We start from the raw sequence: 24,940 nt of genomic DNA on the forward strand, positions 1-24,940 counted from the left end.
CCATAATATACCACAGCAATCATAACAGAGAAATGACGATAGGGGTGTTCTTTTGTTTATTATACGGCCATGCTTCTTAGCGGATTTTAGTAGTTCAAATTCGGGAATAAGAAAAACGTCTATCGACGTACTTTCCAAGAATAAAGACCGCATTAGCGGATGTTTTTCTTGCGCTTAGATAATCACTTAAGCTCCATTTAAAACTTTTTTACTCTATAATCTAAAAAAAGAATGAACAAAGTCTATCCTTCGTCCATTCCCTTTTGATCTTGTATAATCTTCACTGCGCGTTTACGATGCAATTCCCTAGTTTGCGGGTAGAGACAATTATCTAGGTGTTGTTATATCTTGCAAAAGATCAAGGATCACCTTCGTCACAAGCTCAGGCTGATCTTCCATGACCATATGGCCGCTTTTCTCCGCTACGATTAACTTGCTCTTGCTCGAAATGCCCAGCATATTCCGTTGACCGTTCTGCCATATTTCTTCCAATTTTTCGCCTCCCTCTTTGGAAAAACCGAATGCGGCGTAATCCTGCGGCAATCCTCGTGCAATGACCCGTACAGGAAGATTCCCCAAGTTTTGCCCACGGATGGCATCCTCCGACGTATATACTAACTTCCCTTCATTTTCGGCCTCTTCAAAATAACCAGGCGTCGCAACGATGTTCAAAAAACGGCTTCGTTCCTCCTTCGGAACCAAACCTTCCAGTAAAAAGTTCTGAAAAAGCCGAAGCACTCCCGATTGTTTCAGCAGCGTCAACTCTGCCGCCGGCGGCTTTTTCGTAAACTTCTCTCGAGCAGTAATCGGAGCGGCGTCCTTCTCGTCATTTTCCGGACGAGCGTCAACAAGCACCAACCCCGCTACTTCATCCCTATAAGTTTGGGCGAACAACCTTGAGTACGTTCCACCCAAGGAATGGCCCACGAAGAGGTATGGCCCACGAAGTCCCTCTTTGTGCAAAGCCGTGTGAAGCTCGCGGACAATGTTGGCGCCGGTTCTTTCTGTATCCGCCTTTTCGCTCCAGGCATAACCAGCACGGTCGTAGCTGACGACTTTAGCATATGGAGCCAGCTGTTCCGGGATGTCCTTCCAGGACAGACTCGTCTCGCCGCTGCCCGCTTCAAGCACAATCGTGATGGAGCCCTTGCCCTGTTGATTGAGATGCAGCTTATATCCTCCCGCATCTACCAGCTTTCCCGGCATTGGATAATCCCGCTTTCCCGCCTCGGAAGCAATCGCTTCATAGGCAAACCCTGCCCCGATGAGTAGCAACACCAGAGCTAAAGCGATAAGAACAACTCTCTTCCATAAGCCCCTTTTTCTTTTTCTTGCTTGTACAGTTACTGTCGTCGTGTCCGTGTTCATACAGCTTTTTCCTCTCCTATGTTTTATTTAATACGAATGTACTATAAAATAATATAATACAATTGTATTAAACGTCAACCAACGGTCTCGGCTTAAAGGCTATTTCGGGTACGATACGGCATACGGCGCAGAAATGAGGCGAAAGTCGATTTCGTTTTTCCCCGCCTTGTTACGATCTTCAAAATGAACTACAAAAAGAGCCGCAAGGAGATCTTTTTTCTCCCTCCGGCTTTACTCTTCTATCTAGCACTTGTTTCCAATTGTGTTTATCCCATTTAGGAACATCTCTGTATAGACAGCCGCCACCTCGGTATCGGACAACGATCCGCCCTTCTTGAACCAGGTATAGCACCAGTTGCAGGCCCCTAGGACGCTGAATGCTACCATTTCAGGCGGCAGATCATCCCGAAATTCACCGCTCTCTATTCCCTGTTCGATGACAGACTGTACATTTAACCGGAAACGGTCCCGCTTCTGTTTGATCGCAGCAAGACTATCACCCGAAATATGAAGAAGTTCTCGGAAAAAGATGCGCGCGCTGCTTCCCCGGCCTTCGATTGCCTGAATGGTCATAAGGATGATCCCGGACAACTTTTCCTTCCAGGTTCGATCCGGCTGCTCGATGATGCGCTGCTGTTCCTCCAGCATGTAATCAATATACTGCAGTTGAATTTGCGTCAACAGTTCTTCTTTACTCGAAAAGTAATAATAGAAGGTCCCCTTGGTCACGCCCAGCGTGTTGACAATGTCCCGGATAGAGGCTTCGCTAAACCCTTTCGATTCAAATAGTGTTATGCTGTGCTTCATTATCTTCTCTTTCATGAACGGCTCCAAGTATAATCTCTCCTTCTAGCAATTCCGGGCACGATTCAAGGGCAAGCCCTCTAGTCTTCCCGGTTCGCTTGTTTCCTGGCCTCTTCCTGAAGCTTGCGCCATAATATTTTGCCGCTGCCGGTCATCGGGAGCGATGCGACGATTTCAACCAAGCGCGGATATTTATAGGCAGCCATATGCTGCTGCGCCCAGCGAATAATGTCATCCGCCTCTACCGAGCCGCGCTTGTCTTCCTGCAGGACGACGTATGCTTTGATTTCTTCGCCTTTCCTCTTGTCTGGCACCCCGATCACGCAGACTTCTTTAATCGCCGGATTCTTATACAAAATCGACTCCACTTCATTTGGCCACACTTTGAATCCGGAAGCGTTAATCATGCGTTTCAGCCGCTCGACGTAAAAGAAGTAGCCTTCTTCGTCGCAATAGCCGATATCTCCGGAGCGAAAAAATGGTTTGCCGTCTATCTCGACAAAGGCATTTTTTGTCTCTGACGGGTTGTTCCAGTAGCCTTGAAATAATTGCGGGCCGTTCACCATGATTTCCCCTTCTTCGCGGGGCCCCTTCTCTTCCAACGTTATCGGGTCAATAATACGTGCGTCTACGTCAAAGGACGGAACACCGAGACATTGCAGCTTCGGGCGATCGAGCGGATTAAAATGCGTCTGCGCCATCGTTTCCGACAAACCGTAACCTTCTACGAACCGGAGGCCGGTGGCCTGATAGAGCTTCTCACCGACCGCTTCCGGCAGACCGGCCCCGCCTCCGTTAATGACGATAAGCGAACTCAGATCATATTGCGAAAGCTGGGGATTGGAGAGAAAATCAACAACCATCGTGCTGATTCCCGTCCAATGTGTACACTTGCGGGTTTCGATGAATCGAGCTGCTGTAAGGCGGTCCCACCGCGTCATCATGACGATGGCAGCTCCCATATAAATCGGCGCGTGCATGCCGTGAACCATACCGGTCACATGAAACAAGGGAAGCGTGGACAGCACGATCGATTCCGTCGTCAGTTCTCCCCACAATGCCGCCGAAACCACATTCGCCTGCACCGACTTATGGGTATGCATGCAGCCTTTTGGTTCGCCGGTTGTCCCGGATGTATACGGGAGCACCGCGAGATCACTTCCTGCCGTCTCCGGGAAGGGCAGCGTTTCGGCGGCTGTCTGCATCGCTTCCATCCACGGGATGACTTGAGGAGAACCCGCTTCCAACCGTGGAGCCTTGACGAAGTCCGGGGCATCCATGCCTGGATTAACGCAATAGTCAGAATAAGCGGCGAGGATGATGCGTTCAAGACAGCTCGTTGCCAGCAGCGGCTCGATGCGCGGATACAGTTCCTGGCTGACTAGGCCGATCCTGATGCTGCCGTCTTTGATATAGAAGAAAAGCTCTTCCGTCAGATTCATCGGATTGATCGGCACAACAATGCCGCCGCACCGCAAAATGGCATAGTAGGATATGATGAATTGCGGACTGTTTTGCATATAGATAAGCACGCGGTCGCCTTTATTAACGCCCAGATGCATTAAATAAGCGGCCATACGGTTCACTTCATCTATCAACATCCGGTAGGTGATGATCTGATCATAATAAATGATCGCCGTCCGGTCCGGGTACCGGCGGGCGGTTACCTCAAGATTGTCGCTCAGCGTCGTATCCGGCACCGTGAGCGTAACCGGCATGCGTGCAGGCCAAAACGCAAAATGGGAACGTGTCAACTGAATCTCCTCCTCAAGGTTACGAATGGTTAAAAGCTTGAAACTGTACAGTCAGCGCTTAGAACTGGCCTCGTTCCGTCTGCCGCCAAGCATGCGTAATCAGCGCCCGGACGGTGTCGTTGAAGCGGGCAAACCGCTCATCGTCCGTCTGTCCTTTTTTATAGCGGTAATAGATCTGCTGACATATAACGGCAAGCTTGAAATAAGCAAACGTCAAATAATACGAAATACCGGACATATCGCGTCCGCTCCTTGCCGCGTAAGCTTGCAGAAATTCCTCCCTCGTCATGAAGCCCGGCTTCACCGTCAATGGCGAATGCCCCAGTCCGCGCAGCAGCTCCGGCGGATCATCCGGTTCGAACCAATAGCTCAGCGCCGCGCCGACATCGGCCATCGGATCGCCGACCGTTGCCATCTCCCAGTCGAACACGCCGGTTACCTCGCTTGGATGGCTGCGGGAGAACATCACATTATTCAGCTTGAAATCATAATGGATGACGGTCGGGGCTGGCGAAACGGGCAGCGTATCGATCAACCACCTCTGAAGCCGTTCCGCTTCCGGAATCTCCTCCGTCTTCGCGCGTTCATAGCGTTCGACCCAGCCTTGGACCTGACGGCGCATAAAACCTTCCGGTTGGCTGATCGACTGCAGGTTCGCCTCTTCATAGGGCACTTCATGAAGCTTGGCGAGTGTGGACACCATCGTGCCGGAAATCTCCCTGCCCAGCGCGGGCGTATATTCCACCTGCGGGGGGAAATCCCGGTCTAGAGTGATTCCATGCCGTCTCTCCATCACAAAAAACGGGCTGCCGATAACCGAAGGATCCCCACAGTATAAATATGGACGTGGCGCAAGCGGGAATAATGGATGGAGCTGTTTAAGAAGCGTGTACTCGCGCTCCATATTATGCGCCTTCAGCGCCACAGGACCAAGCGGTGGCCGTCGGACAACTGCCTCCCACTCTCCGGAGCGAATCAAGTAGGTCAAGTTTGAATGTCCTGCCGCGAACTGTTCGATCTGAATCGGACCACCGTCCGGAATATCGAGGTGATCCCGTATATATACATCAAGCGCGTTCAAATTCACCTCTTCGCCCTGACGCACGGGAATCGTATCCTTAAGAACTGACTTTTGTTTGGACATCGTTTTAAAATCCCCCTTTTTCCGTACCAATTCTATTCCCCTTTGATCCCGGCATAATGATTCTTTGTTGGCTTTGCCTTGGGCGCTACGTCGCTGACATACCTCCATCTACGGGCAGAATGACTCCGGTGATGTAATTCGAAGCGTCCGACGCCAGAAATACGGCACTTCCCTTGAGATCACTTTCCGAACCGAGCCGACCAAGCGAAGTACGGCGGAGGATTTGCTCGCCCCCATGATGGATGACATCCCGGGTCATCTTAGTCGGGAAAAATCCGGGCGCAATTGCATTGACGCGAATCTGATGCTTGCCCCATTTGGCGGCCAGATCTTTGGTCAACGCAATGATCGCTCCTTTACTCGTGTTGTAGCCGACGGCATCCAGCATATGCGGATCGGTTCCGCTGAGCCCCGCCACGGAAGCAATGTTGATGATCTTGCCTCCGCCCTGCTTGATCATCATCCGGCCGACCGCCTGCGACATGAGAAAAGTACCCGTCACGTTAATATCGATGACTTTGTTCCATGCTTCGAAGGGCATCTCGACGGCGGGCGCTCCCCATGAGGCCCCGCTGTTATTGACTAAAATATCGATGCGGCCATAGCTCTCCACGGATTCTTCAACCACCCGCCGTACATCATCCGGATTTCTGACATCGCAAGCCATCGCATGGCATGTTACGCCCGTATCCTGCTCGATGCGGACGGCCGTCTCACGGCATGTTTCCACTTTCCTCGAACACAGGACCAGATTAGCCCCCGCCTCGGCCAGGCCTTGCGCGATTTGCGCCCCAAGCCCCCGCCCGCCGCCGGTGACGATTGCAGTCTTGCCCGTTAGGTCAAATAATTGCCTGACATTCATTCCTATCTCCCCCTTAATCGGATGGCAGAAATCCATTATATAAGGATCGCAATCGCTTTCATTTATCGTCGTATTTACGAAGCTCCAGCTTGGCGATGGCAGCTTGATGCACTTCGTCCGGTCCGTCCGCCAGGCGCAGCGTTCTTGCGTTGGCCCAATGTGCGGCTAGCGGAAAGTCTTCGCTCACGCCTGCGGCGCCAAATGCTTGAATGGCCCGATCAAGCACCCGCAGCGCCATATTGGGAGCGACGACCTTAATCATCGCAATTTCCGCCTTGGCGGCCTTGTTCCCTACTGTGTCCATCATATAAGCCGCCTACAGCGTCAGCAGCCGCGCTTGTTCGATCTCAATTCGCGACCCGGCGATCCAATCCTGAACGGCCCCTTGCTGGGCAAGTGTCTTGCCGAACGCCGTACGCTTTCTCACGCGCTTGCATAATTGCTCAAGCGCCCGCTCCGCCGCACCGATCAGGCGCATGCAATGATGAATACGCCCGGGGCCGAGCCGCCCTTGCGCAATGGCGAAGCCTTTGCCCGCTTCCCATAGGATGGAGTCAGCCGGCAAGCGAACGTGGTCATATTCGATCTCCGCATGACCATGCGGCGCATGATCATAACCGAACACGGGAAGCATACGGCGGACCCGAACCCCGGGCGCGTCCAATGGAACCAGTATCATGGACTGCTGCTCATGGCGCGGCGCATCCGGATCCGTCTTCCCCATCACGATCGCCACCTTGCAGCGCGGATCGCCTGCACCCGAAGACCACCATTTGCGTCCTGTTACGACATACTCATCTCCCTCACGCTTGATCGTTGCCTCGATATTCGTCGCATCCGAGGAAGCGACATCCGGTTCGGTCATGGAGAAGCATGAACGGATGCTCCCCTCGAGCAGCGGCAGGAGCCACTGATCCTTCTGCTCTCGGGTTCCATATCGGACAAGCACCTCCATATTGCCCGTATCCGGCGCCGAACAATTAAACACCTCCGGCGCGATAAGCGAGCGCCCCATAATCTCGCATAGCGGAGCATATTCGAGATTCGTCAGCCCCGCTCCATACTCCCTGTCCGGCAAAAACAGATTCCAGAGCCCGGCCTGCTTGGCCTGCAGCTTCATATCCTCCATAACCGGCGGCACCGTCCACCTGCTGTCGGCCTGTTGAAGCTGTTCTTCATACGTTTTCTCGTTTGGATACACTACCTCATCCATGAATTCCAGTAACGAGCGCTGCAGCGACTTCACCTTTGCCGAATAATCAAAATGCACTGATATTCCCCCTTCAACCGGAACATACTGACCGGATAGTATGCTGAAATGTTATATACTTACTAAATCAAACCCCAAAATATTCCATATTCCCGTTGGGCTTTAGTGTGTGATTCTTTGGAGGGACGTGTTACTTGTGCAAATGCGATTTATGGAAAGGATGGAGAATTGGAATGATGGTAATATGAAAAAAGCACTTCCTGTTGGGAAGTGCGGAGAATAAGCAAGCGATACGGTATCTATCTTCTAAACACAGTATAAAGCGAACGGCATAATGCTACACTTCAGTGTTCACGATTCCATAATAAATAAGGTCTTCAAATTTATTTTCCTTATAAATATGCTGTAGTAAAAGACCTTCCTTCACCATGCCGCATTTTTCCATTACTCGTCCGGAACCGGGATTTGAGGCAAAATATCTCGCATATACTTTGTGGTAGTGCTTTTCTGAAAAAGCAAACTCAATAACAGCTTTTGCTGCTTCTGTTGCAAATCCGTTACCCCAATATTCCTCACCGATCCAATATCCAAGTTCGCCATTTCTATGTATTTTGTTATTTGTGAGTCCGATGGCTCCATACAGCTCATTTGTATATTTATCCGTTATGGCAAACTCATATGATTCATTATTGTTAAAATTATCTTCATGTGTTCGAATCCATGATATTGCAGATTCCAAAGGATATGGATAAGGCAGAGTTAACGTGCTTTTGTAGATATTATAGTTGTTGCAGAACTCACATACACGATCCGCATCGGATAATTCAAAAGGTCTTAACGTCAGTCTTTCAGTCGTTATCGTTCTTTTTTCTGCATTGTACATAACTTTACCCCCATTTAAATGAAAATAAGAAAAACGTCTATCGACGTACTTTCTAGGAAGACAGACCGCATTTAGCGGATGTTTTTCTTGCGATTATAGAATTGTTCAGCTTCGCTGAAAATTTATAAATTCTATAATCTTAAAAAAATACAAAAAACTCCATCCCGTAAGGGACGGAGTTTGATCCGCGATACCACCCTAATTGGTGTTTAATAGCAACACCCGCTTAGTCGCCATCCAGCAATGACGCTCCACAATAACGGTTGGACTCCGTGTCTGCGTACATATTTCGACAGACCTGCTCAGAGGTGACCTCTCGAAATCCGATGCCGACTGCTTCACACCAACCAGCAGTTCTCTGTACAGCATATCTGGATCTGAGTATCCTCTTCGCCGCATTTCCTTCCAAAAGTTTCATTAATTCTATATTCAAGCTGGAACCTCTGTCAAGCATGAATTCATGAACTACAGGAATTTTATTAATCGCGCTAACCCAACCTTTAAAATCAGCTGTTTTTAACTTAATTGAATTACTCCCCACATGTTCCCATTCGGGTCAAGGAATTTTAGAACCCATCCAAATCCTTCATTTTGAAAAAAGGTAATTTCTACTCCAATTGATTTCAAGTGATCGTGTAATTTATGTACTTGCTTTGTGTTATAGAGCAAAACCGGCATTGTCTGCCCATTAAATATGAAATTTGCATTTGTATCTTCTTTGGTCTCCCATAACATCAACATTGGACCTTCTTCTAATGTTAAAAATGCATGATGATGTTCTTCTGACTTACCTGTTAATTGGAAACCGAGGTTCGATACGTACCAATTGATTGATTCATTTAGATCTTGGACTGGAATCTGCATGTGTTCTAATTTTGTTAGAAAGTCATTATTCATTCTGCTCACTCCTTCTAGGTTATGAATTCAAACACTTCTTGTTTACCTTATCTGACAAGATTGAATAAATGAGCCTTTACTTTATGCACTTCCTCGGATGTTCGATGCACATTTACGCATTCGTTTACGTCAAATTTATTACCATCCGGATCGTAAAATACAAAGTTGATTCCACAACTATCGCGATCCTGAAGTTCTTCGATTCTCACATCATTTTTTTTCAGATGGTCATGCAATACCTCGATCTGCCTCACTTCAAAAGTTAGCCTGAACATTTCATAACCAGCTTTATTGGGGAATTGATTATCAATTGCCCCTACCGTTTCTACCAAGTGCAGCCATTGGCCATCAGATAACTTCAATATAGCTTGATCCTCTGCTGCATTATATGGCACCGCGTACTCTAATCCAAAATTACGCTGCCACCATTGCGCCGACTTCAACGGATTTCTAACCGGCACGTAAACCGAACAAACTGCCTTTAAAGCATTTCCTTGAATTCCCGACATCTCAATCATCCTTTCATTAATTGTTTCCTTACATATTAAGAAACGATTATTTCAGCAAAAACCAAACATATTCAAAAAGATTTTTTTGAGACGACACTAAAATAGTTGGAATACCACCTAGGATACACGCAACACAGCCATCAGAACAAAAAAAGAAGTTCCACCTGACTAGAATGAACTTCTTTCATTTTAATCGCTTTCTATGAACCAGACGCCGCCGCTTTATTAAGCTGCTTTACTCTATTTATAACTGGAACGTTGTGTCGATTTTTTTTCTGTGTTCATTTTATAGTTCCAACTCCATAAACACATCTGCTCTTACATACGGCATTGGCCCGATCTGCTCGACCGGAACGTGCTTGAACCCAACCGATTCGTATAGATAAACGGCGTTCGGCAGCTTGGTGCTACTGCCCAAAAAGAGCGATTTTGCGCCAAGCTCACGTGCGCGATCAATGGCGGCATGGATGAATGTCCGTCAAATCAGACTGCCAGCGAACGGCGCTTTATTTTCCGTAGTTACTCGTAGTTAACATAACATATATTATGATGAGTTATTTTTATAGCATACGATTTAATTTAAGACACAAATTATGCCAAATGCGCACTTCCTCCACATCGATTGGATTGGGGGCATTGCGCCGGCATTGGTCAACATGAAGCGGATTCCGATTTTATAGATAAAAGCCTAATGAAATTTTTACTTGAAAGTTCAACTTTTTCAGTATCCTTCTAATGTGATTTTAATCTTACTATATTACTGTTGTTTTATTCTCACTAAAACGCTTAAAAAAACAGATATGTTTTATAGATTGGGAGAGAAATAAGGTTGTGGAAAACAACTGCAAAGAAAGGAAAATATGTATGGAAGCGAACCAAGACAAATTGAAAATTTTACTTAGCAAAGTACCTGAAGTTACTATTTTTTTCTGGATCATTAAGGTTTTATGCACAACTGTAGGAGAAACATTTGCCGATTTCCTCAATTTCAATCTCGGATTTGGTTTGACTCTCACGACAATCATCATGGGAATTGCGTTTTTCCTTGTATTGTTTTTTCAGTTTAGAGCAAACAAATATGTTCCAGGCATCTATTGGCTAACGGTTGTGCTTATAAGCGTATTTGGGACGTTGGTAACTGATAATTTGACAGACAATGTCGGCATACCCCTTGAGACTAGTACAATAGTTTTCTCCGCGTTACTAGGATTAACTTTTCTTTTTTGGTATCTCAGTGAAAAAACACTCTCGATACACTCGATTTATACGAGAAAAAGAGAAGTTTTCTATTGGCTCACCATTCTTTTCACATTTGCGCTTGGAACAGCCGTCGGCGATTTATTTTCCGAACAACTCGGTCTAGGTTATCTTCTTACAGGAATAACAGTCGTTATTATAATAGCTTGCGTATTCTTGGCATATAAATTCTTGAAACTGGATGGGATATTAGCGTTTTGGATTGCTTACATTCTTACACGTCCGCTCGGAGCATCATTAGGGGATTACCTATCTCAACCAACAAATAATGGCGCGTTAGGTTTGGGGACAACAGTAACGAGTGTCATCTTTCTTATAACTATTTTAGCGATCATTGTTTATCTTGCTGTTACAAAATTTGATGCAACGGCGAAAAGCGAAACCGCGGAAACAAACCAGGCAAATGGAAGCAAGAAAAATGTTTTGATGCAAACCGTTGTTGCACTGTGTATTTTCTTAGTTACTGGTATAGGCGGTTATGTTGGGCTAAACAATAATATCGCGGCACAGAGCGATTCAACGCAAGCTACATTAGCTGGTCATTTAACAGATTTCGTTAAAATTGAAAGTGATATGCTAAACGACGTAAACTCAAATGATTTTGCTTCGGCCAAAAAAGGCGCTGACAATTTGGAACATCAATGGGACACATCTGAGCCTAAACTTAGGAAAATAGACGGCAAAACATGGACCCAAATTGATGGAACGATTGACGTGGTATTAGCATCAATTCGTTCAGGAAACCCTGATGCTAACCAAAGTAAATCTGCACTTAACGATTCGCTCAGTATCTTAAACGGGTCGAATAAATAAGAATGAAAACACAAAACCCGCAAGAAGTTCGCTTTTTTCAAAGTGTCCATCTTGCGGGTTCATTTATTTTTGCAATCAAACGATTAAACTAACTTTTCCGTTACGGATCTCAATACCCTATCCAAACTGCTTATGAACCGCTCCCGTTAAATCGCTCTATATGTGTGGAACAAGATTTTCAAATGCAAAACCCCATTTACCATCTTGATACTCAATTTTATGTATACTAGTATATGAAGCCGGAAATTTGATGCTTTTATTTGTCCACATCAAACCTTTTAAGGTATGGTATATGACATTTATTACCCCACCATGAGTTACGACAATTACATTTTCAGCATGATGTGCACTTTCCTGCTCTTTACATAATTTCGAAAACGTCTCACTTATTCGCGTGAAAAACTCAAGCGGGCTTTCTCCCCCAGGGTATCTTTCATCCATCTGTAAGGCCGAGAAATATAGACCTGGATAGCGTTCATTTACTATTTCGTGAGGCATCCCAGCTATTACGCCGTTGTTGGTTTCTCTCCAACAGTCGCTGCTTTCAACAGGCAAGTCAATCTCTCTGGCTATCTCGTTTGATGTATCTATAGCGCGTTGCAAATCGCTACTAATGATTCGAGTTATGTTAAAGTCGGTTTGGTTTTCCTTGAGATAACGGCCAAGCTTCTCCGATTGTCTAAAACCCTCAACTACAAGCCCCCGTTGACTCCAACCACCTCTAAAGCCTTCATCATCTATACCATGCCTAATAAAATAAATTGACATTTATCTTCTACCTCCAGAAATATTTTGATTTATTACTTCCATATGCATAAAACAGAGTCGTATCCCCTTAAAATGAATTCTCCAAGTTATTCTCACGATCCTTCCTTTTTGGTGAGAAAGGGCCTCGTCTGCCTGCAAAAAAAGCCGCCAATTGGGCGACTTTTTATACATATATGCTCTTACTCTATAACGTACCCCTTTTGTCGAATACGATTTGCCGGATTGCAGTATCCTCATTATTGGTTGACTGGTACCGTAAAGATCAATTCTGGTATAATCGTTATCTTATCGGTTTCACTAGAATAAAAGTATGGAATGATCTTGATTTTCTTCGGCATCCGCTCAAACGGGTCCATATCCATATTCATTGCAACCATTGTCGTACCGGGAATGCCGCGTCCAAATGCGCCCCTGGTGGAATCTACCTGATTGCCGTCCTGATCCTCAAGTATATACCACAGCCTGTCCCTCTGTTTAGTGATATCCCGCTTGCTGTAATCCTCATTCATGGTCAGCCGGGTCATGACGGGCGTGATTTCAATCCTTCCGAGAGAGATTTTGAAATCTTTCCATTCCTTTGGCGGATCGTCCGATGTCACGACCTTTGTCGCCGTTTCATTTTTCTTGACGGGGATATCAAAAACAAACGTATCTTTCTCCATCCCTACCAGGGTAATCTTAAGATTCAGCATAAATTCATTCGGGAAGCGGTAGGGAGTACCATCCTTGGAGCTATAATCGGAATGGCTGATTGTCACTACTGCTGCCGCAGGAGTGCCTGTACGTCCCCAATTTTTCATCGTCCCCTGGGATATGGTCATATCGACACTCTCCCCGTTGACCTTACCTCCGACACTGTAGTTTCGATTGTTAAATTGATGGTCTATGGTATCCTGTTCCAGCACAAAATAAATGTTTGATCCTGAATAAACGAGCTTAGGTATCCGCAGCGTTACCCCATGATGAGTTACGCTCACATTGGGCTCATCCATCATGCCTTTCTCGTCGGCGGTTTGCAAACCGATGTAATGGGTTAGTTCAAACAGATCCTGGAAGAAAGGAATCCCCTTTAGCGATTTGGCCATTGCCGGCGAAACAAACGCTGAACCCAACAGAGCTAAGCAAAGCACTAAAACGGCGGCAGCCGAGCCATAAATATACATCCACTTGCTTTTCCTTTTAACGGTTAAGGACGGCAATTCACGAAATGCCTCAGCCATCCGCTCATTTACAATCTCCGGTAGCTCGTCCGGAACTGATGCACGGCGATCCAACAACTTCATTTCAATATCATTTAGATTCATGCGCTACCTTCCTTTCCGGGGTATCGCCCAGTATTTGAAGCAGCTGCCGGCGTGCCCTGAACAGTCGCCCTTTGACTGCATTTTCCGTTATTCCGAGCAGTTCAGCTACAGCCAGCAATGGCATATCCTGAAAATAAAATAGCTGAATGACAATTTGCTGCTGCTCCTCAAGCTGCTCAACAGCATCCCGTATATCGACTGCATCGTAATCGGTTGGTGGTCTCGGTTTATCTATTTCATCCAAATTGTCCACTGGGACCAATCGTTTTTTATTTCTTAACACCTGATGACATTCGTTTATTAAAATACGGAATATCCAGGTATTAAAAAACTCCGGCTTTCTCAGCGTATGCAGCGATTTGTACGCCTTGAGAATCGTCTCCTGTATGGCATCCGCACAATCTTCGTCTCTGCCGAGAATCGAAAAAGCCAGCCCGTACATCTTCAGCTTGATCTCAAGTACAAGCCGGATAAATGCTTCATGATCCCCCTTCTTTGCTTTTTTCACCTCTTGTTTTACATTCACTCTTCTCTGCTCCTTTAACCGTATTCAGGTGTCATAGTAAATCAGCCGCTTTTTAGATACATGAGGGGGCCCAAAGGTTTTAAACGAATTTAAAAATTTTCTGAAACTCAATTTGTCACCCGAAAAAAGCCGCCAATCAGGCGACTTCTCATGTATATCCGTTCTTGTCCTCGGACATATTTAGTGCCATACGTTATACGCATTGGCCCTTTGTTTTTTAAGCGGCTTCACTCAACTAAAAAATCGGATTGTAAGTAACCATTAAAGTTAAATTGGTAATCATTGTCTATGCGGATATATCCAAGAATGCAATGATACCGCTTTCTGCGAAACACACTAGAGTAGTTCATATTGTCTCGGTTACCTTCTGCAACTAAAATTTCCTTTTCATCACAAGCTAGTATAATCCCGATATGATCATGAGAGTTTTCGGATAAAAGCTTTTCATAGATGACGATGTCACCTCGCTGCGGCGAAAAGCCTTCCTGCCCATCAATATGGAAAAATCCCGTTTCAGGTAGCCGGGCCCACTCTAACCATGCGCCAACTCCAGCAAATCGATAGATGCCATTCGGATATCGAATTGGCAATAAAATTCCGGCTTGTCTGCAACAGTGGTAGACAAATGCTGCGCACCAGCTGCCTCTGAGTATTTTATATATACCGGTATCTGGCCAATACATGCAGATTTCCCGATACTGCTCGTCTCCCGGTATACCGATAATGTTTTTCCCCGCGAGCGCTTCCGATATATCGGCCAATTTACGACGTCTATCGCCAGTATCTTCGGGTATCGATGCTTTATCTATTCTTGACACTTCAAATTCACATGGAATTGCCAATTCGTCTAACACATTTTGAAGTCTGTGTGCATCTAAATGGTATGTTTGACTGCCAGTAGTCTGAAAGAACATCTGAAGCACAATGGCATCCTTAATGATTTCTTCATACGGTCCATGAATTTGCTTTCTGTCATCCTGATAAAATATTGCCTGAAGGATGATCATCCGCTCTTCATTCGAAAAAATCTTGATATCTCTTATTAATGGCCTCACCGCCTCTGAACTGTTGGGACCAGGAAATTCAGCAATTCCGGTTTTATAGAAATAATAATGGTGAAGCAATCCCGCGATTGCAGCGAGTTCTGAATTTTGTCCTCTCTTCATAGCAAGCATCGATGCAAAAGTTGATACCCCGTAAAGATAAACACAGGCATTTGATTTTTCAACTGAGCTGTCCATTGTTTGTAGCATTTCATTAACAAGTACTCGAATACTTTCGATCCGTGAAGTCACACAATACTCCATATTTCTAAAACAAATCATGACTTACCTCCCCTGTGATTCCAAGTTTATTGGTTTGACATACATAGACGTTAGATACCCAATAATTTACGGAAAATACTGGAGAAAATATAGACTTATAATTTTCTAGCGATTATAATAATATTATGGATGACGAGGACACCCTAGTTGTATTAAGATATGATGAAAATGTACATACAAACAAATAAAACTGCAATGCTCTAGGCATTGCAGTTTTTTAATTTCAAAAAGATTAATGCTATTTGACTTGTGGCAATCAATGATCAGATTAAAATATCCGAGTTGTTTTAGTTCAATTTAGTTCAATTTAAAATTCATCAAATTCCAAACAATACCTTTGTATATTTTGACCGCTCAATTTAAAGAAAGTGTTCTGAGATACTTCTAACTTCAATGCTTGATCTTTTTCTAAATTTTTGTAGACTCCCCTTAATACCCGCCCTGTAAGTCCGTGAGACACAGCAATGACCTTTTCTTTATTTTTAATACTCTCTAGCCAATCTGATACTCTTTCTACTACAGAGTCATAACTCTCTCCGTTTGGAGAATTGAAATACCAGTTATAGTTATCTGTATTTTTAATAAGTTCTGGCCAAGAATCTCCAATTTCCTTTATCGTTAAACCCGCCCAGTCACCCACGGAAACTTCTCTTAATCGATCATCAGTAGTCACCTTTTTCCAATCATATCCAATTGCTTCGCATATTATTTTCGCGCTTTGCTCTGCCCTGCCTAATGGACTTGAAATAATCTCCCACTCATTGGGATCATTAATTAACAGCTTTAACAACCTTGAATTATTTTTAACTTGTTCAATTCCTTCTGCGGTTAACGATGAGTCAAGTTCTCCTTGATATCTTCCCTGGGTATTCAATTCTGTTTCCCCATGCCTTAGTAAATATATTACCTGTTCCAAGTTAGTACCCCCGCCCCAAAATAAATATAACTGCCTAAATTCTTGCTTGGTGAGCCATCCTAAATCTTTTAAATACATCTTATCCCAAATCAGTATTCAATTCATCTCAATGACCTCTATTACTCGTTACAGTCCCGAATGAGCGGAAGTGTACATTCCGAAATAATATTTCAGAATTTTAAATTTTATTGGAATTTATATTTTAAAATAATATAATAGAGATGCAGGACCATTTTATGGAAAGTGTGGTGATTGAGGGGATAGTCTAAAACAGCAGAAGACCGTTAGTCATTTGAAGTTAATCGGAGTCTTCATATTATTTCCGGGGAGGGAATTTATTGAAATTACTGCGAACAATCCAATGGAAGAAGCTGTCGCTCGCGCTCACAGTCGCCTCATTGGCGGTTGCTGGGTTCACACCCGGACTGCCTGCTTCATTCAAGGTCTCACCTTCTGTCTATGCAGAGCAAGTCAAGACGAATTCGCTGCAAGAAGCCTTCGAATCCGCTGCTCAGGAGTTTGGGGTACCTGTGAGCATTCTGATGTCCGTTTCCTACAATCTTTCCAGATGGGAACATCATAATGGCCAACCCAGTACTTCAGGCGGATACGGTATCATGCATTTGACTGAATTGCCGCAGCAGGATAACGAAGACCATAAGGGAACCGACGACGAAGATTACACATCGGCTTTGTCGAATGATCCGAGCCTTCATACACTGTCTGAGGCAGCGCAGCTATTGGATGTCGATCTGGACATACTGAAGCGGGATCCTGTGAGCAATATTCGGGGCGGAGCCGCATTGCTGGCGAAATACGCGCAGGAAACCCTCGGCAAAGTGCCGGAATCGGAATCCGATTGGTATGGTGCCGTAGCCAAATACAGCGGTTCTCAAGATTCGGGGGCCGCCCTGAAGTTTGCCAATAATGTATTTGATACGATTCAGCAGGGAATGTCGCGGCAAACTACGGATGGACAGACGCTCAATCTTCCATCCAAGGAGGTAAAGCCTAACCTTGATACCGTTCAAACGCTTCATCTCCGTCCAACGAAACCCGATACCGCCGAGTGCCCTCGCAATCTCCATTGCAATTTTGTTCCAGCAGCCTATCAGCAGAACGGGGATGACCCGTCGGATTATTCCAATTATGATCTTGCCGACCGTCCCAAATTTGGTCCTGCTATCCGCTATATCGTCATTCATGATACCGAAGAAACTTATCAGGATACGCTTAATATATTTACCAATCCAAATTCGAATGTCAGCGCGCACTATGTTATCCGTTCGTCCGACGGCCAGATCACGCAAATGGTCAAAAATAAGGATGTACCATGGCATGCAGGCAACTGGTATTTCAATATGCATTCCATTGGCGTAGAGCATGAGGGCTTTGCTATGGAGGGAGCGACTTGGTTTACCGAGAGACTTTACCGCTCTTCTGCTGCATTAGTTCGATATTTAGGGGAGAAATACGATATTCCGCTCGATCGGGCCCATATTATCGGTCATAATGAAGTACCGGGTTTAACTCCTGCACGTCAAAGTGTTATGCATCAGGATCCCGGCCCTTTCTGGGATTGGGAGCACTACATGGATTTGGTTGGATCGCCGATCCGCTCCAAGCATGGTATCAAAGGCATTGTGACAATCAAACCTGATTTTAAGACCAATCAGCCGGAAATCAATGATGCGCCTTCTCAGCCGTCTAACTTCCTTTACTTATATAAAGAGCCCGACTTTAACGCTGAGCTGATTGATGATCCCGCCCTTGTCTCACAGAACAAGAAAGACGGGTTCAGCGTAGGAGCCAAGGCTACCGTAGGGCAAACCTTCTCGCTTGCCGACAAGCAGGGGGATTGGACTGCGATCTGGTTCGGAGGACAGAAAGTTTGGTTCTATAACCCGAAAGGAAAAAATACGGTTGCAGGCAAGGGAACCTTGATCACTCCGAAAGCCGGCGCAGCTTCCATTCCGGTTTATGGGGCAGCTTATCCGGAAGCCGCCGCATATCCTGCCGAAATCACGCCTAATGTGCTGGTTCCACTGCAGTACACCATCTCGCAAGGACAGTCGTACGTTGCCGTGGACAAAGACAAAAGCGATTATTATTATGCTCCGGTATTCACGAATGACCCTTATGCGACCAATAAGCTGGTCAAGGGCAAAGAAGAGTTCTACCGAATATATTTCAATCACCGTTTTGCCTTTGTGAAAGCCTCTGATGTCGAGAAGGTACGAAAGCCGTCGGTGAATGCAGAAGAAAATGATGACTGAACTACGTATCAGGCTATCCCATAACGTGCAGAGGCTGTCCCTTTTGGGATAGCCTCTTTTTTCGCTGATCCGATTCCAACTCTCTGTTCGTGCCAAGATGTATCCTTTATCCTTTATGTTGGCGGAAGCTTGAGAGCAGTTCCTTCAGCCGGCAGGATGACTTAGAAAACGGAGCCGACTCCTTTGCGGCTTTCTACCTCGATCGACCCGCCATGGACTTCGATGATCGGACTGGCAATCGACAGCCCGGGCCCCACGCCGCCGTGTTTGCGGGTTCGCGATAACGTTTTATAAACCTTCCCTGGCTCTGTTCTTTAACACCCATTATCTCAACAGGTTGTTTATCTGCATCTGCCGATGATTCATTATGTCCGGCGCATATATGCACGCACGGTGATAGGTGCAAACACTGCCACAATCACAGCGGCCCCGATTAGGGAGATTCCTAAATCCCAACCTGCGGTGCCGGAGTTGGCGAGATCCCTGACGGCAGTAACGAGATGCGAAATCGGATTGATTTTCGAAAACCATTGGAGCCAGTTAGGCAGGGTCTCCGCCGGTACAAAAGCATTGGAGAGGAACGTGAGCGGGAACAGCACGATCATCGAAATGCCCTGTACGCTTGAAGCCGTACGCGCAATGACGCCAAAGAAGGCGAAGATCCAGCTCATTGCCCACGAGCACGCAATAACTAGCAGTGCGGCAAGGGCGACGTAGCCCAGCCCCCCCTCAGGCCGATAACCCATAACGTATCCCATCGTAAAAGTCAGGACCGTCGCAATCGTATACCGGATCGTATCTGCCAACAAAGCTCCCGCAAGCGGAGCAATGCGAGCGATTGGCAGTGATTTGAACCGGTCGAATACTCCTTTATCCATATCCTCGCGAAGCTGAACGCCGGTAACAATGGAGGTTGTAATGACCGTCTGGACAAGAATCCCCGGAATGATGATCGGCAAATAATTTTGCACGTTTCCGGAAATCGCCCCGCCGAAAATATAGGTAAACATTAAAGTGAAAATGATCGGCTGAAGCGTAACGTCAAACAGCTGTTCAGGTGTGCGCCGAATTTTCAGCAGGCCGCGGTAAGCCATCGTTAAAGAGTTGCGGACCGATTGGCTGAAGCTCGTTCTGCTGCGGAGTTTACGATTGGCAATCTTCGTCATGGTATTGGTGTTCATACTCTTACCTCCTTCGCTTCATGGAAGTGAGCTTTGGATTCGTCCCCTTGAACCCCATGACCGGTAATGGTCAGGAAGACCTCGTCAAGGGTCGGTTTTTGTACGCTCATCTCAGCCAGCGGGATTCCCGCCTCGCGAAGAGCGATAAGCAGATCCGTAACCCGGTCGGCATCTGCCATCGGAGCGGTAATCCGACCGCCTTCCGGCGATACCGCAGATTGGACTTGGAGCACCCGCTCGACCGTCCGGCGGGCATCTTGAATGTCTTGCGGATTTTGGATGCTCAAGTGCAGGGAAGATGTGCCCACGGACGCTTTAAGTTCATTCACGGTTCCCTCCGCGACTACCCGGCCGCGGTCGATTACCGCGATCCGGTCCGCCAGTTCATCCGCCTCCTGCAGGTACTGCGTCGTTAGCAGCACGGTCGATCCCGTCTTAACCAAGCGCCGGATCGTATCCCACATTTGGTTACGGGTCCGTGGATCCAGTCCGGTGGTAGGTTCGTCCAAGAAGATCAGCGGCGGCTGCGCAATGAGGCTTGCCGCCAAATCCAGCCGGCGGCGCATACCGCCGGAGAAGTTTTTGAGCGGGCGCTTCGCGGCTTCCGTCAAGCTGAATTCCTCCAGCAATTCTTCTGCTTTGCGCTTCGCTTCTGCACGGCTGAGGCCCAGGAGACGGGAGAAAATAACCAGATTCTCGGTAGCGCTAAGCGACTCATCCACCGAAGCGTATTGACCGGTCACTCCGATCAGCTGGCGTACGATATTGGGCTCCTTCGCCGCATCATACCCGAAAATGCGCGTCGTACCTGCATCCGCCCGCAGTAAGGTTGCCAACATGCGAATCGTGGTCGTTTTGCCTGCCCCATTCGGACCAAGCACGCCGTAAATCGTGCCTGCACGCACGTTCAAATCCACGCCATCCACCGCACGATTATCCCCAAAATTTTTGACGAGCCCCCGCGCTTCAACTGCCCATTCAGCACTCGCCGTATTCATTTCAATTCCGTTCATATTTTTCATTGAAAACCCTCCCTCTCCGTATTACTGTAATGGTCATTCGCTATTTCTAACATGGGCCCGCGCCGGAAAATGTTCTCCGTCTTGGGACTGATTTATCCATGTCACCTCTCTGCAGACCACAACAATCGCCCCTGCATGCTTCTCTTTTGTTAACTGTTTACGTAGAGGATGATAAAACACTTTTATGAACTGAATATGAACGGGATTGACAGCCTTCATCTGTCGATTTTGTGTAAATCTCCGTTAGTTGAGTTTCTCAAACGGCATTTTGTTCCTATGTCATCGATTCATCGATTCTTCTTCATCTCCAGTCGCCTCTTCGATTTGTGTCATGTATTATCTGTTTGATTCGCTGATGAACAAAACCCTTGATATCGGGATATTTCTTATATAAAGTAGCGGTATATATGATGGAAGACGCAAGGATTGCTGACCATACCAGCCAATCTCCCGCTTGAGATAAAATACGAATGATCTCATTAATAAACTGTTCGTTCCCCTCATGAAACGCCGCAGTTAACCCAGCAAAATGAAATCCAAACAATATGATCACTCTTCCCAAAAGCATAACAACCCAACCGACAATGTAGGCATACCCACCAACCGAACATAATTGATTGTCTCGCTCACGACGGAAAACCCTCGTTTTTCTAGCCTGAAAATATCCGACCGCCGTTCCCAAAGCCAGCAAACAAATGAATTCCAGCGCTACAACAGTATCAAATCCATCTGGAAGCCCTATCCATGTTCTGATTAAGGCCATTATAGGCATTCCAAGAAGATCGAAACTATCGATTTTCTTAGGGATTAGCTGTCGGATGATCAATATAATAACGATCCCAAGAACAATAATAGCGATTTTAGGCATGCGATCCCGCCCCTTTTTTTGTCGCTAAATAATAATCAATAAGTTGATCCACCCTGTCTTCAGAATAGTGTTCTGGCGACTGAAGAACGTGAATGACCAATCCATCAAGGAAGCCGTAGAGAAGCTCTAATTCAAATTCCCTATTGCTTTCCGCTGTCAGATAACCTAGCTCCTCCATTAGAGATAGAATCATCCCCATCAAATGCCTTGTATAGTTATCCATCTCCTGTTGCAATGTATGGAGTTCAGGATTACTGAAAGATTTGCCCAGGAAAGAGAGCCAAACCTTCGCCTCCATTACTTCTTCATTGTTCATCGGGATAATGAACCTCATTAGCCTTCTCACTGCTTCTTCATTCGAACCTGTGAAAGCGCTCGTACGAGCCCTGGCTCGTTCCCCCATCCGGTCCAATACTAATTTCATCGCATAATAAATCAATTCATCCTTTGCCACGAAATGATGTTGTACAAGTCCGACCGAGATGTTCGCTTCCTCGGCAATTTGCTGGATGGATGTTTTATCGATTCCGTGTTTTAATATAACGCGCCAGACCGCAGCTGCGATCTGTTCCTTCCTCTCTGTGTGGTCCACTTTCTTTGGCATATTCCCCCTCCTTTTTATAATATGATCATATTGTAAAAAGGAGATTTTTGCAATACGTTTATATTGTAAAAAAAATTCGGTCTCCTCCCTGCTCGCTCTAGGTGCACAAACGACGTGACTTCGAGGACGTATTGCAGCGGCAGATGCCCGGCCCATTTTGGCGATGACCGAAACTTCAGTTTTGTCACATCGCGGAAATGATGTTGCTGCCACTATAATTCGAATCTGAGAACTGCCGTCCCATCGATAGAACTTATATCCACAAAATATAAAAAGCCCACTATTTAAGCGGACTTTTAATCACCTATGTCCTTCTCCCTCAGGCAGCATATGATTTATAGTACCAGATAGAAGACAGCCTGGAATGTTCCAGGCTGTCTTCTCGACTTGTAAAAGACTAACGGCTTAACTTATACAATAAAAGTATCGATCGCATAAAAGAGCCATTCCCTAATAATTCTGCCGTTTACTGCAATCAGGTCATTTTTTCCGTGACTCGGGTCTTATTTTCCATTAAGATGGTAATTATCAACATTAATCTAAGGCGGAAAAAGAAATGTTACTCTTGCTGCAATTATTGAATATGGCCGTAAACCTGATTCTTTCCTTCTCCATGGGAGTATTCATTGTCGTCGGTTTTGTCTTCTTTCTGATCGGTTTTCACGATGCTAAGTTTTCTGAACTTATAAAAGGCAAAGATGCCCGCCGAGATCTGATTAAGATTTTCTCGACCCTTGGTATTTTACTCGTTATACTCCTTATTTCCTTTGAAAGCGCTCGTACGACTGGAATTTTGGCATTTACATCCGAGCTGGCACCGGAATCGGCCCGGCAAAACGGCATGAAGCTCTTGATCCTTGGCATCTTCCAAGCCGTCTGGCTCCTCATCTCGCTGAAATGGCTGCTTCCGCTTGTATTTAATCCTGTTGAGCTTAACAAAAAACAAACATTAGTTGTCATAAGCGCCCCGCTGCTTAATTTGCTTTGCGGCTTGTTAACCCTTCAGCGTTTCGAATTATTTTAGGGCCATTCCAGGTCATGAGCCGTCGACATCAAATATCGAACGAAGGTACGCCGACACTATACCTATGTTTCAAAGGATACAGAAATAAGTTGAAAGACGGAAAATCCATTTTATGCTCATCGTCCTAACGATTGGCGTACCAATCATTAGCCGCCTTCACCATATCCGCTCCCCCTTGTGCGCGCCATTCTGCAAGAAACTGGTCATAATTGTCGAGCGGCTCCGTTCCGCTGATGAAGTTGATGAATGTGTCTTCTTCGTATTTGTTCAGCTTTTGCACATTTTTCGATATCTCCGGCAAAGGAGGTGCGGAGCCAAGTGGATCTGTTTCAATGAGACCCTCCGCATTTTTCTGGAATGTGTTGAAGTAGCTCTCCACGAACGGGTTCTTCTTTAGTCTCGCCTGCCAGTATGTCGGATAGTTCTTCTCGTCCACGCCCGTTAAGAAGGCACTTGCATTTGTACGCTCATCAGCGAATTTCGGCATGATTGGCGTGTAGGCACCATTTTCGAACTTATGATGCACGCCTTCCTCACCGATGGAAATACCCTTGAAAATATCCTTGTCGAACTTCATGTCGAGCCACTTCATTGCCTCTTCCTTGTTCTTCGAGAACTTCGGAATCGCAATGTAATAATTGATGGTATTGCCAGGCGAGCCAACGCGCGCCTTACCCGATTTGTCCTTCAGCACCGGCACGATCGCAAGCTTTGCGTCCGGGAAGTTCTTCGCAAGCGCATTCTCCAAATTGGGAGCTATCCACCATCCCGGACTGTACATGGCGGCCTTGCCGCTGGCCATCTTTTCGATCGATTTGTCTGCCGTATTAATGCCCCATTCCGAATCAATGAGACCTTCTTTGTATAGTGTATTCATGAATGTCAGGTATTCCTTCATTTCCGGGGCCTCAACGGAGTGAATGATCTTCCCGTCCCGCTCCAGCCAAGGCGTCGTCAAGCCAAAGACACTGGCGATGTCCGAGTGTACCGGAACTTTGCCTCCCGTCAGCGGAATGACATTTTTCTTCTCTTTGAATGCCCGCAGCACCGTGACCAGCTCATCCAGATTCGTCGGCATCTTAAGGCCCAGTTCATCCAGCCAATCCTGACGAACCACAAGGGCATTTGATGACGTTGCGCCGCTTCCGGTTTCCGGAATCGCATAGATTTTGCCTTCATATCGGGCGCCATTCCAGGAATCCGGGCTAATAACCTGCTTCATGTTGGTTCCGTACTTCTCGATCAGATCATCAAGCGGTTCCAGCGCGCCGGATGATACAAGCTGATAATACTGCGCAGAACCTAGTTTCATGACATCATATGGCTCCTTGTTGGCCATGAGCAGATTTAACTTTTCGTCCGCATTTTCCGCTGGGAGCATCTCATATTTGACCGAATACCCCGTCTTCTCCTTCAAGTACAAAGCGACCGGATCGCCATTCGGTTCGAAGCGGTCGAACTGCATCAGCTGGCGCAGCTGCTTGCCGCCCCCCTCGCTGCCATTCGCGCCTTGTTCCGACTTCGTGTTATTACAGCCAAGAAGCGATAAAACCAGCGTCATTGCAATGATCGTAACCCAGACCTTTTTCCGTTGCATGAACATTCCTCCGCTCTTTTTTTGTCCC

Annotated in this window: 21 protein-coding genes, 2 pseudogenes and 1 other annotated feature; of the genes and pseudogenes, 3 read left to right on the forward strand and 20 right to left on the reverse strand. The window is 46.3% G+C overall.

Going from position 1 to position 24,940, the window contains the following annotated elements; translation table 11 throughout:
- Positions 1 to 327: 327 nt before the first annotated feature.
- The 9 genes and pseudogenes from L6442_RS16515 to L6442_RS16555 all read right to left on the reverse strand — a co-directional run bounded on the left by L6442_RS16515 (position 328) and on the right by L6442_RS16555 (position 9,431).
- Positions 328 to 1,368, reverse strand: coding sequence for an alpha/beta fold hydrolase (locus L6442_RS16515; protein ID WP_212979268.1), 1,041 nt, complete (start codon positions 1,366 to 1,368; stop codon positions 328 to 330).
- Positions 1,369 to 1,611: 243 nt separating this feature from the next.
- The gene (locus tag L6442_RS16520) at positions 1,612 to 2,190 is read right to left on the reverse strand and encodes a TetR/AcrR family transcriptional regulator (RefSeq protein WP_212979269.1); all 579 of its coding nucleotides are present in this window, start codon (positions 2,188 to 2,190) and stop codon (positions 1,612 to 1,614) included.
- 62 nt (positions 2,191 to 2,252) lie between these two features.
- Positions 2,253 to 3,926, reverse strand: coding sequence for a long-chain fatty acid--CoA ligase (locus L6442_RS16525; RefSeq protein ID WP_212979270.1), 1,674 nt, complete (start codon positions 3,924 to 3,926; stop codon positions 2,253 to 2,255).
- 58 nt (positions 3,927 to 3,984) lie between these two features.
- Positions 3,985 to 5,070, reverse strand: coding sequence for a phosphotransferase family protein (locus L6442_RS16530; RefSeq protein ID WP_212979271.1), 1,086 nt, complete (start codon positions 5,068 to 5,070; stop codon positions 3,985 to 3,987).
- A gap of 85 nt (positions 5,071 to 5,155) precedes the next feature.
- Positions 5,156 to 5,932, reverse strand: a complete 777-nt coding sequence (locus L6442_RS16535) for an SDR family oxidoreductase (protein WP_212979272.1) — start codon at positions 5,930 to 5,932, stop codon at positions 5,156 to 5,158.
- 58 nt (positions 5,933 to 5,990) lie between these two features.
- Positions 5,991 to 7,202, reverse strand: a pseudogene (locus L6442_RS16540) (acyl-CoA dehydrogenase family protein).
- A 277-nt stretch (positions 7,203 to 7,479) separates the two neighbouring features.
- Positions 7,480 to 8,025 (reverse strand): GNAT family N-acetyltransferase, encoded by a 546-nt coding sequence (locus tag L6442_RS16545; protein WP_212979273.1) that lies wholly within the window; start codon positions 8,023 to 8,025, stop codon positions 7,480 to 7,482.
- A gap of 166 nt (positions 8,026 to 8,191) precedes the next feature.
- Positions 8,192 to 8,428 (reverse strand) — a binding site (T-box leader).
- Positions 8,429 to 8,541: 113 nt separating this feature from the next.
- Positions 8,542 to 8,922, reverse strand: coding sequence for a VOC family protein (locus L6442_RS16550; protein WP_194231431.1), 381 nt, complete (start codon positions 8,920 to 8,922; stop codon positions 8,542 to 8,544).
- A 47-nt stretch (positions 8,923 to 8,969) separates the two neighbouring features.
- A complete protein-coding gene (locus L6442_RS16555) occupies positions 8,970 to 9,431 on the reverse strand; it encodes a VOC family protein (protein WP_212979274.1) in 462 nt (153 codons plus the stop codon).
- A gap of 864 nt (positions 9,432 to 10,295) precedes the next feature.
- Between L6442_RS16555 and L6442_RS16560 the strand changes: the two genes are divergently transcribed.
- The gene (locus L6442_RS16560; protein ID WP_212979275.1) at positions 10,296 to 11,501 is read left to right on the forward strand and encodes a COG4705 family protein; all 1,206 of its coding nucleotides are present in this window, start codon (positions 10,296 to 10,298) and stop codon (positions 11,499 to 11,501) included.
- Between the two features lie 156 nt (positions 11,502 to 11,657).
- On the opposite strand, the gene L6442_RS16565 is transcribed toward L6442_RS16560, so the two are convergent.
- The 5 genes from L6442_RS16565 to L6442_RS16585 all read right to left on the reverse strand — a co-directional run bounded on the left by L6442_RS16565 (position 11,658) and on the right by L6442_RS16585 (position 16,340).
- Complete coding sequence (locus L6442_RS16565; RefSeq protein ID WP_212979276.1) at positions 11,658 to 12,269, reverse strand: histidine phosphatase family protein; 612 nt, start codon at positions 12,267 to 12,269, stop codon at positions 11,658 to 11,660.
- Between the two features lie 236 nt (positions 12,270 to 12,505).
- Positions 12,506 to 13,573 (reverse strand): DUF4179 domain-containing protein, encoded by a 1,068-nt coding sequence (locus L6442_RS16570; protein WP_212979277.1) that lies wholly within the window; start codon positions 13,571 to 13,573, stop codon positions 12,506 to 12,508.
- Complete coding sequence (locus L6442_RS16575; RefSeq protein ID WP_212979278.1) at positions 13,560 to 14,099, reverse strand: sigma-70 family RNA polymerase sigma factor; 540 nt, start codon at positions 14,097 to 14,099, stop codon at positions 13,560 to 13,562. Before L6442_RS16575 ends, L6442_RS16570 begins: the two co-directional genes overlap by 14 nt.
- Before the next feature lie 227 nt (positions 14,100 to 14,326).
- Positions 14,327 to 15,424, reverse strand: coding sequence for a CHAP domain-containing protein (locus L6442_RS16580; protein ID WP_237099947.1), 1,098 nt, complete (start codon positions 15,422 to 15,424; stop codon positions 14,327 to 14,329).
- Between the two features lie 307 nt (positions 15,425 to 15,731).
- Entirely contained in the window at positions 15,732 to 16,340 is a 609-nt protein-coding gene (locus L6442_RS16585; RefSeq protein WP_212979279.1) for a histidine phosphatase family protein, read from the reverse strand.
- 338 nt (positions 16,341 to 16,678) lie between these two features.
- On the opposite strand from L6442_RS16585, the gene L6442_RS16590 reads away from it, so the two are divergent.
- Entirely contained in the window at positions 16,679 to 18,616 is a 1,938-nt protein-coding gene (locus tag L6442_RS16590; protein WP_212979280.1) for an N-acetylmuramoyl-L-alanine amidase, read from the forward strand.
- A 161-nt stretch (positions 18,617 to 18,777) separates the two neighbouring features.
- On the opposite strand, the pseudogene L6442_RS32980 reads toward L6442_RS16590, so the two are convergent.
- From L6442_RS32980 to L6442_RS16610, 5 genes and pseudogenes are all read right to left on the reverse strand, one after another.
- Positions 18,778 to 18,891: pseudogene (locus tag L6442_RS32980) on the reverse strand (sensor histidine kinase); the annotation flags it as partial.
- A gap of 90 nt (positions 18,892 to 18,981) precedes the next feature.
- Positions 18,982 to 19,797 carry an ABC transporter permease gene (locus L6442_RS16595; protein WP_212979281.1) on the reverse strand — a complete coding sequence of 272 codons (816 nt, stop codon included), beginning with the start codon at positions 19,795 to 19,797 and terminating at the stop codon, positions 18,982 to 18,984.
- Positions 19,794 to 20,819 carry an ATP-binding cassette domain-containing protein gene (locus L6442_RS16600; RefSeq protein WP_237099948.1) on the reverse strand — a complete coding sequence of 342 codons (1,026 nt, stop codon included), beginning with the start codon at positions 20,817 to 20,819 and terminating at the stop codon, positions 19,794 to 19,796. Before L6442_RS16600 ends, L6442_RS16595 begins: the two co-directional genes overlap by 4 nt.
- A gap of 301 nt (positions 20,820 to 21,120) precedes the next feature.
- Positions 21,121 to 21,687 (reverse strand): hypothetical protein, encoded by a 567-nt coding sequence (locus L6442_RS16605; RefSeq protein ID WP_212979282.1) that lies wholly within the window; start codon positions 21,685 to 21,687, stop codon positions 21,121 to 21,123.
- Positions 21,680 to 22,291: a TetR/AcrR family transcriptional regulator gene (locus tag L6442_RS16610; RefSeq protein ID WP_212979283.1), complete on the reverse strand. Its 612-nt coding sequence runs from the start codon at positions 22,289 to 22,291 to the stop codon at positions 21,680 to 21,682. Before L6442_RS16610 ends, L6442_RS16605 begins: the two co-directional genes overlap by 8 nt.
- 556 nt (positions 22,292 to 22,847) lie before the next feature.
- On the opposite strand from L6442_RS16610, the gene L6442_RS16615 reads away from it, so the two are divergent.
- Positions 22,848 to 23,315 (forward strand): hypothetical protein, encoded by a 468-nt coding sequence (locus L6442_RS16615; RefSeq protein WP_212979284.1) that lies wholly within the window; start codon positions 22,848 to 22,850, stop codon positions 23,313 to 23,315.
- 124 nt (positions 23,316 to 23,439) lie between these two features.
- Here L6442_RS16615 and L6442_RS16620 read toward each other — a convergent pair whose 3' ends face one another.
- Entirely contained in the window at positions 23,440 to 24,912 is a 1,473-nt protein-coding gene (locus L6442_RS16620) for an extracellular solute-binding protein (protein WP_212979285.1), read from the reverse strand.
- Positions 24,913 to 24,940: the final 28 nt, after the last annotated feature.

The organism is Paenibacillus azoreducens, from assembly GCF_021654775.1.
Taxonomy (GTDB): domain Bacteria; phylum Bacillota; class Bacilli; order Paenibacillales; family Paenibacillaceae; genus Paenibacillus_AQ; species Paenibacillus_AQ azoreducens.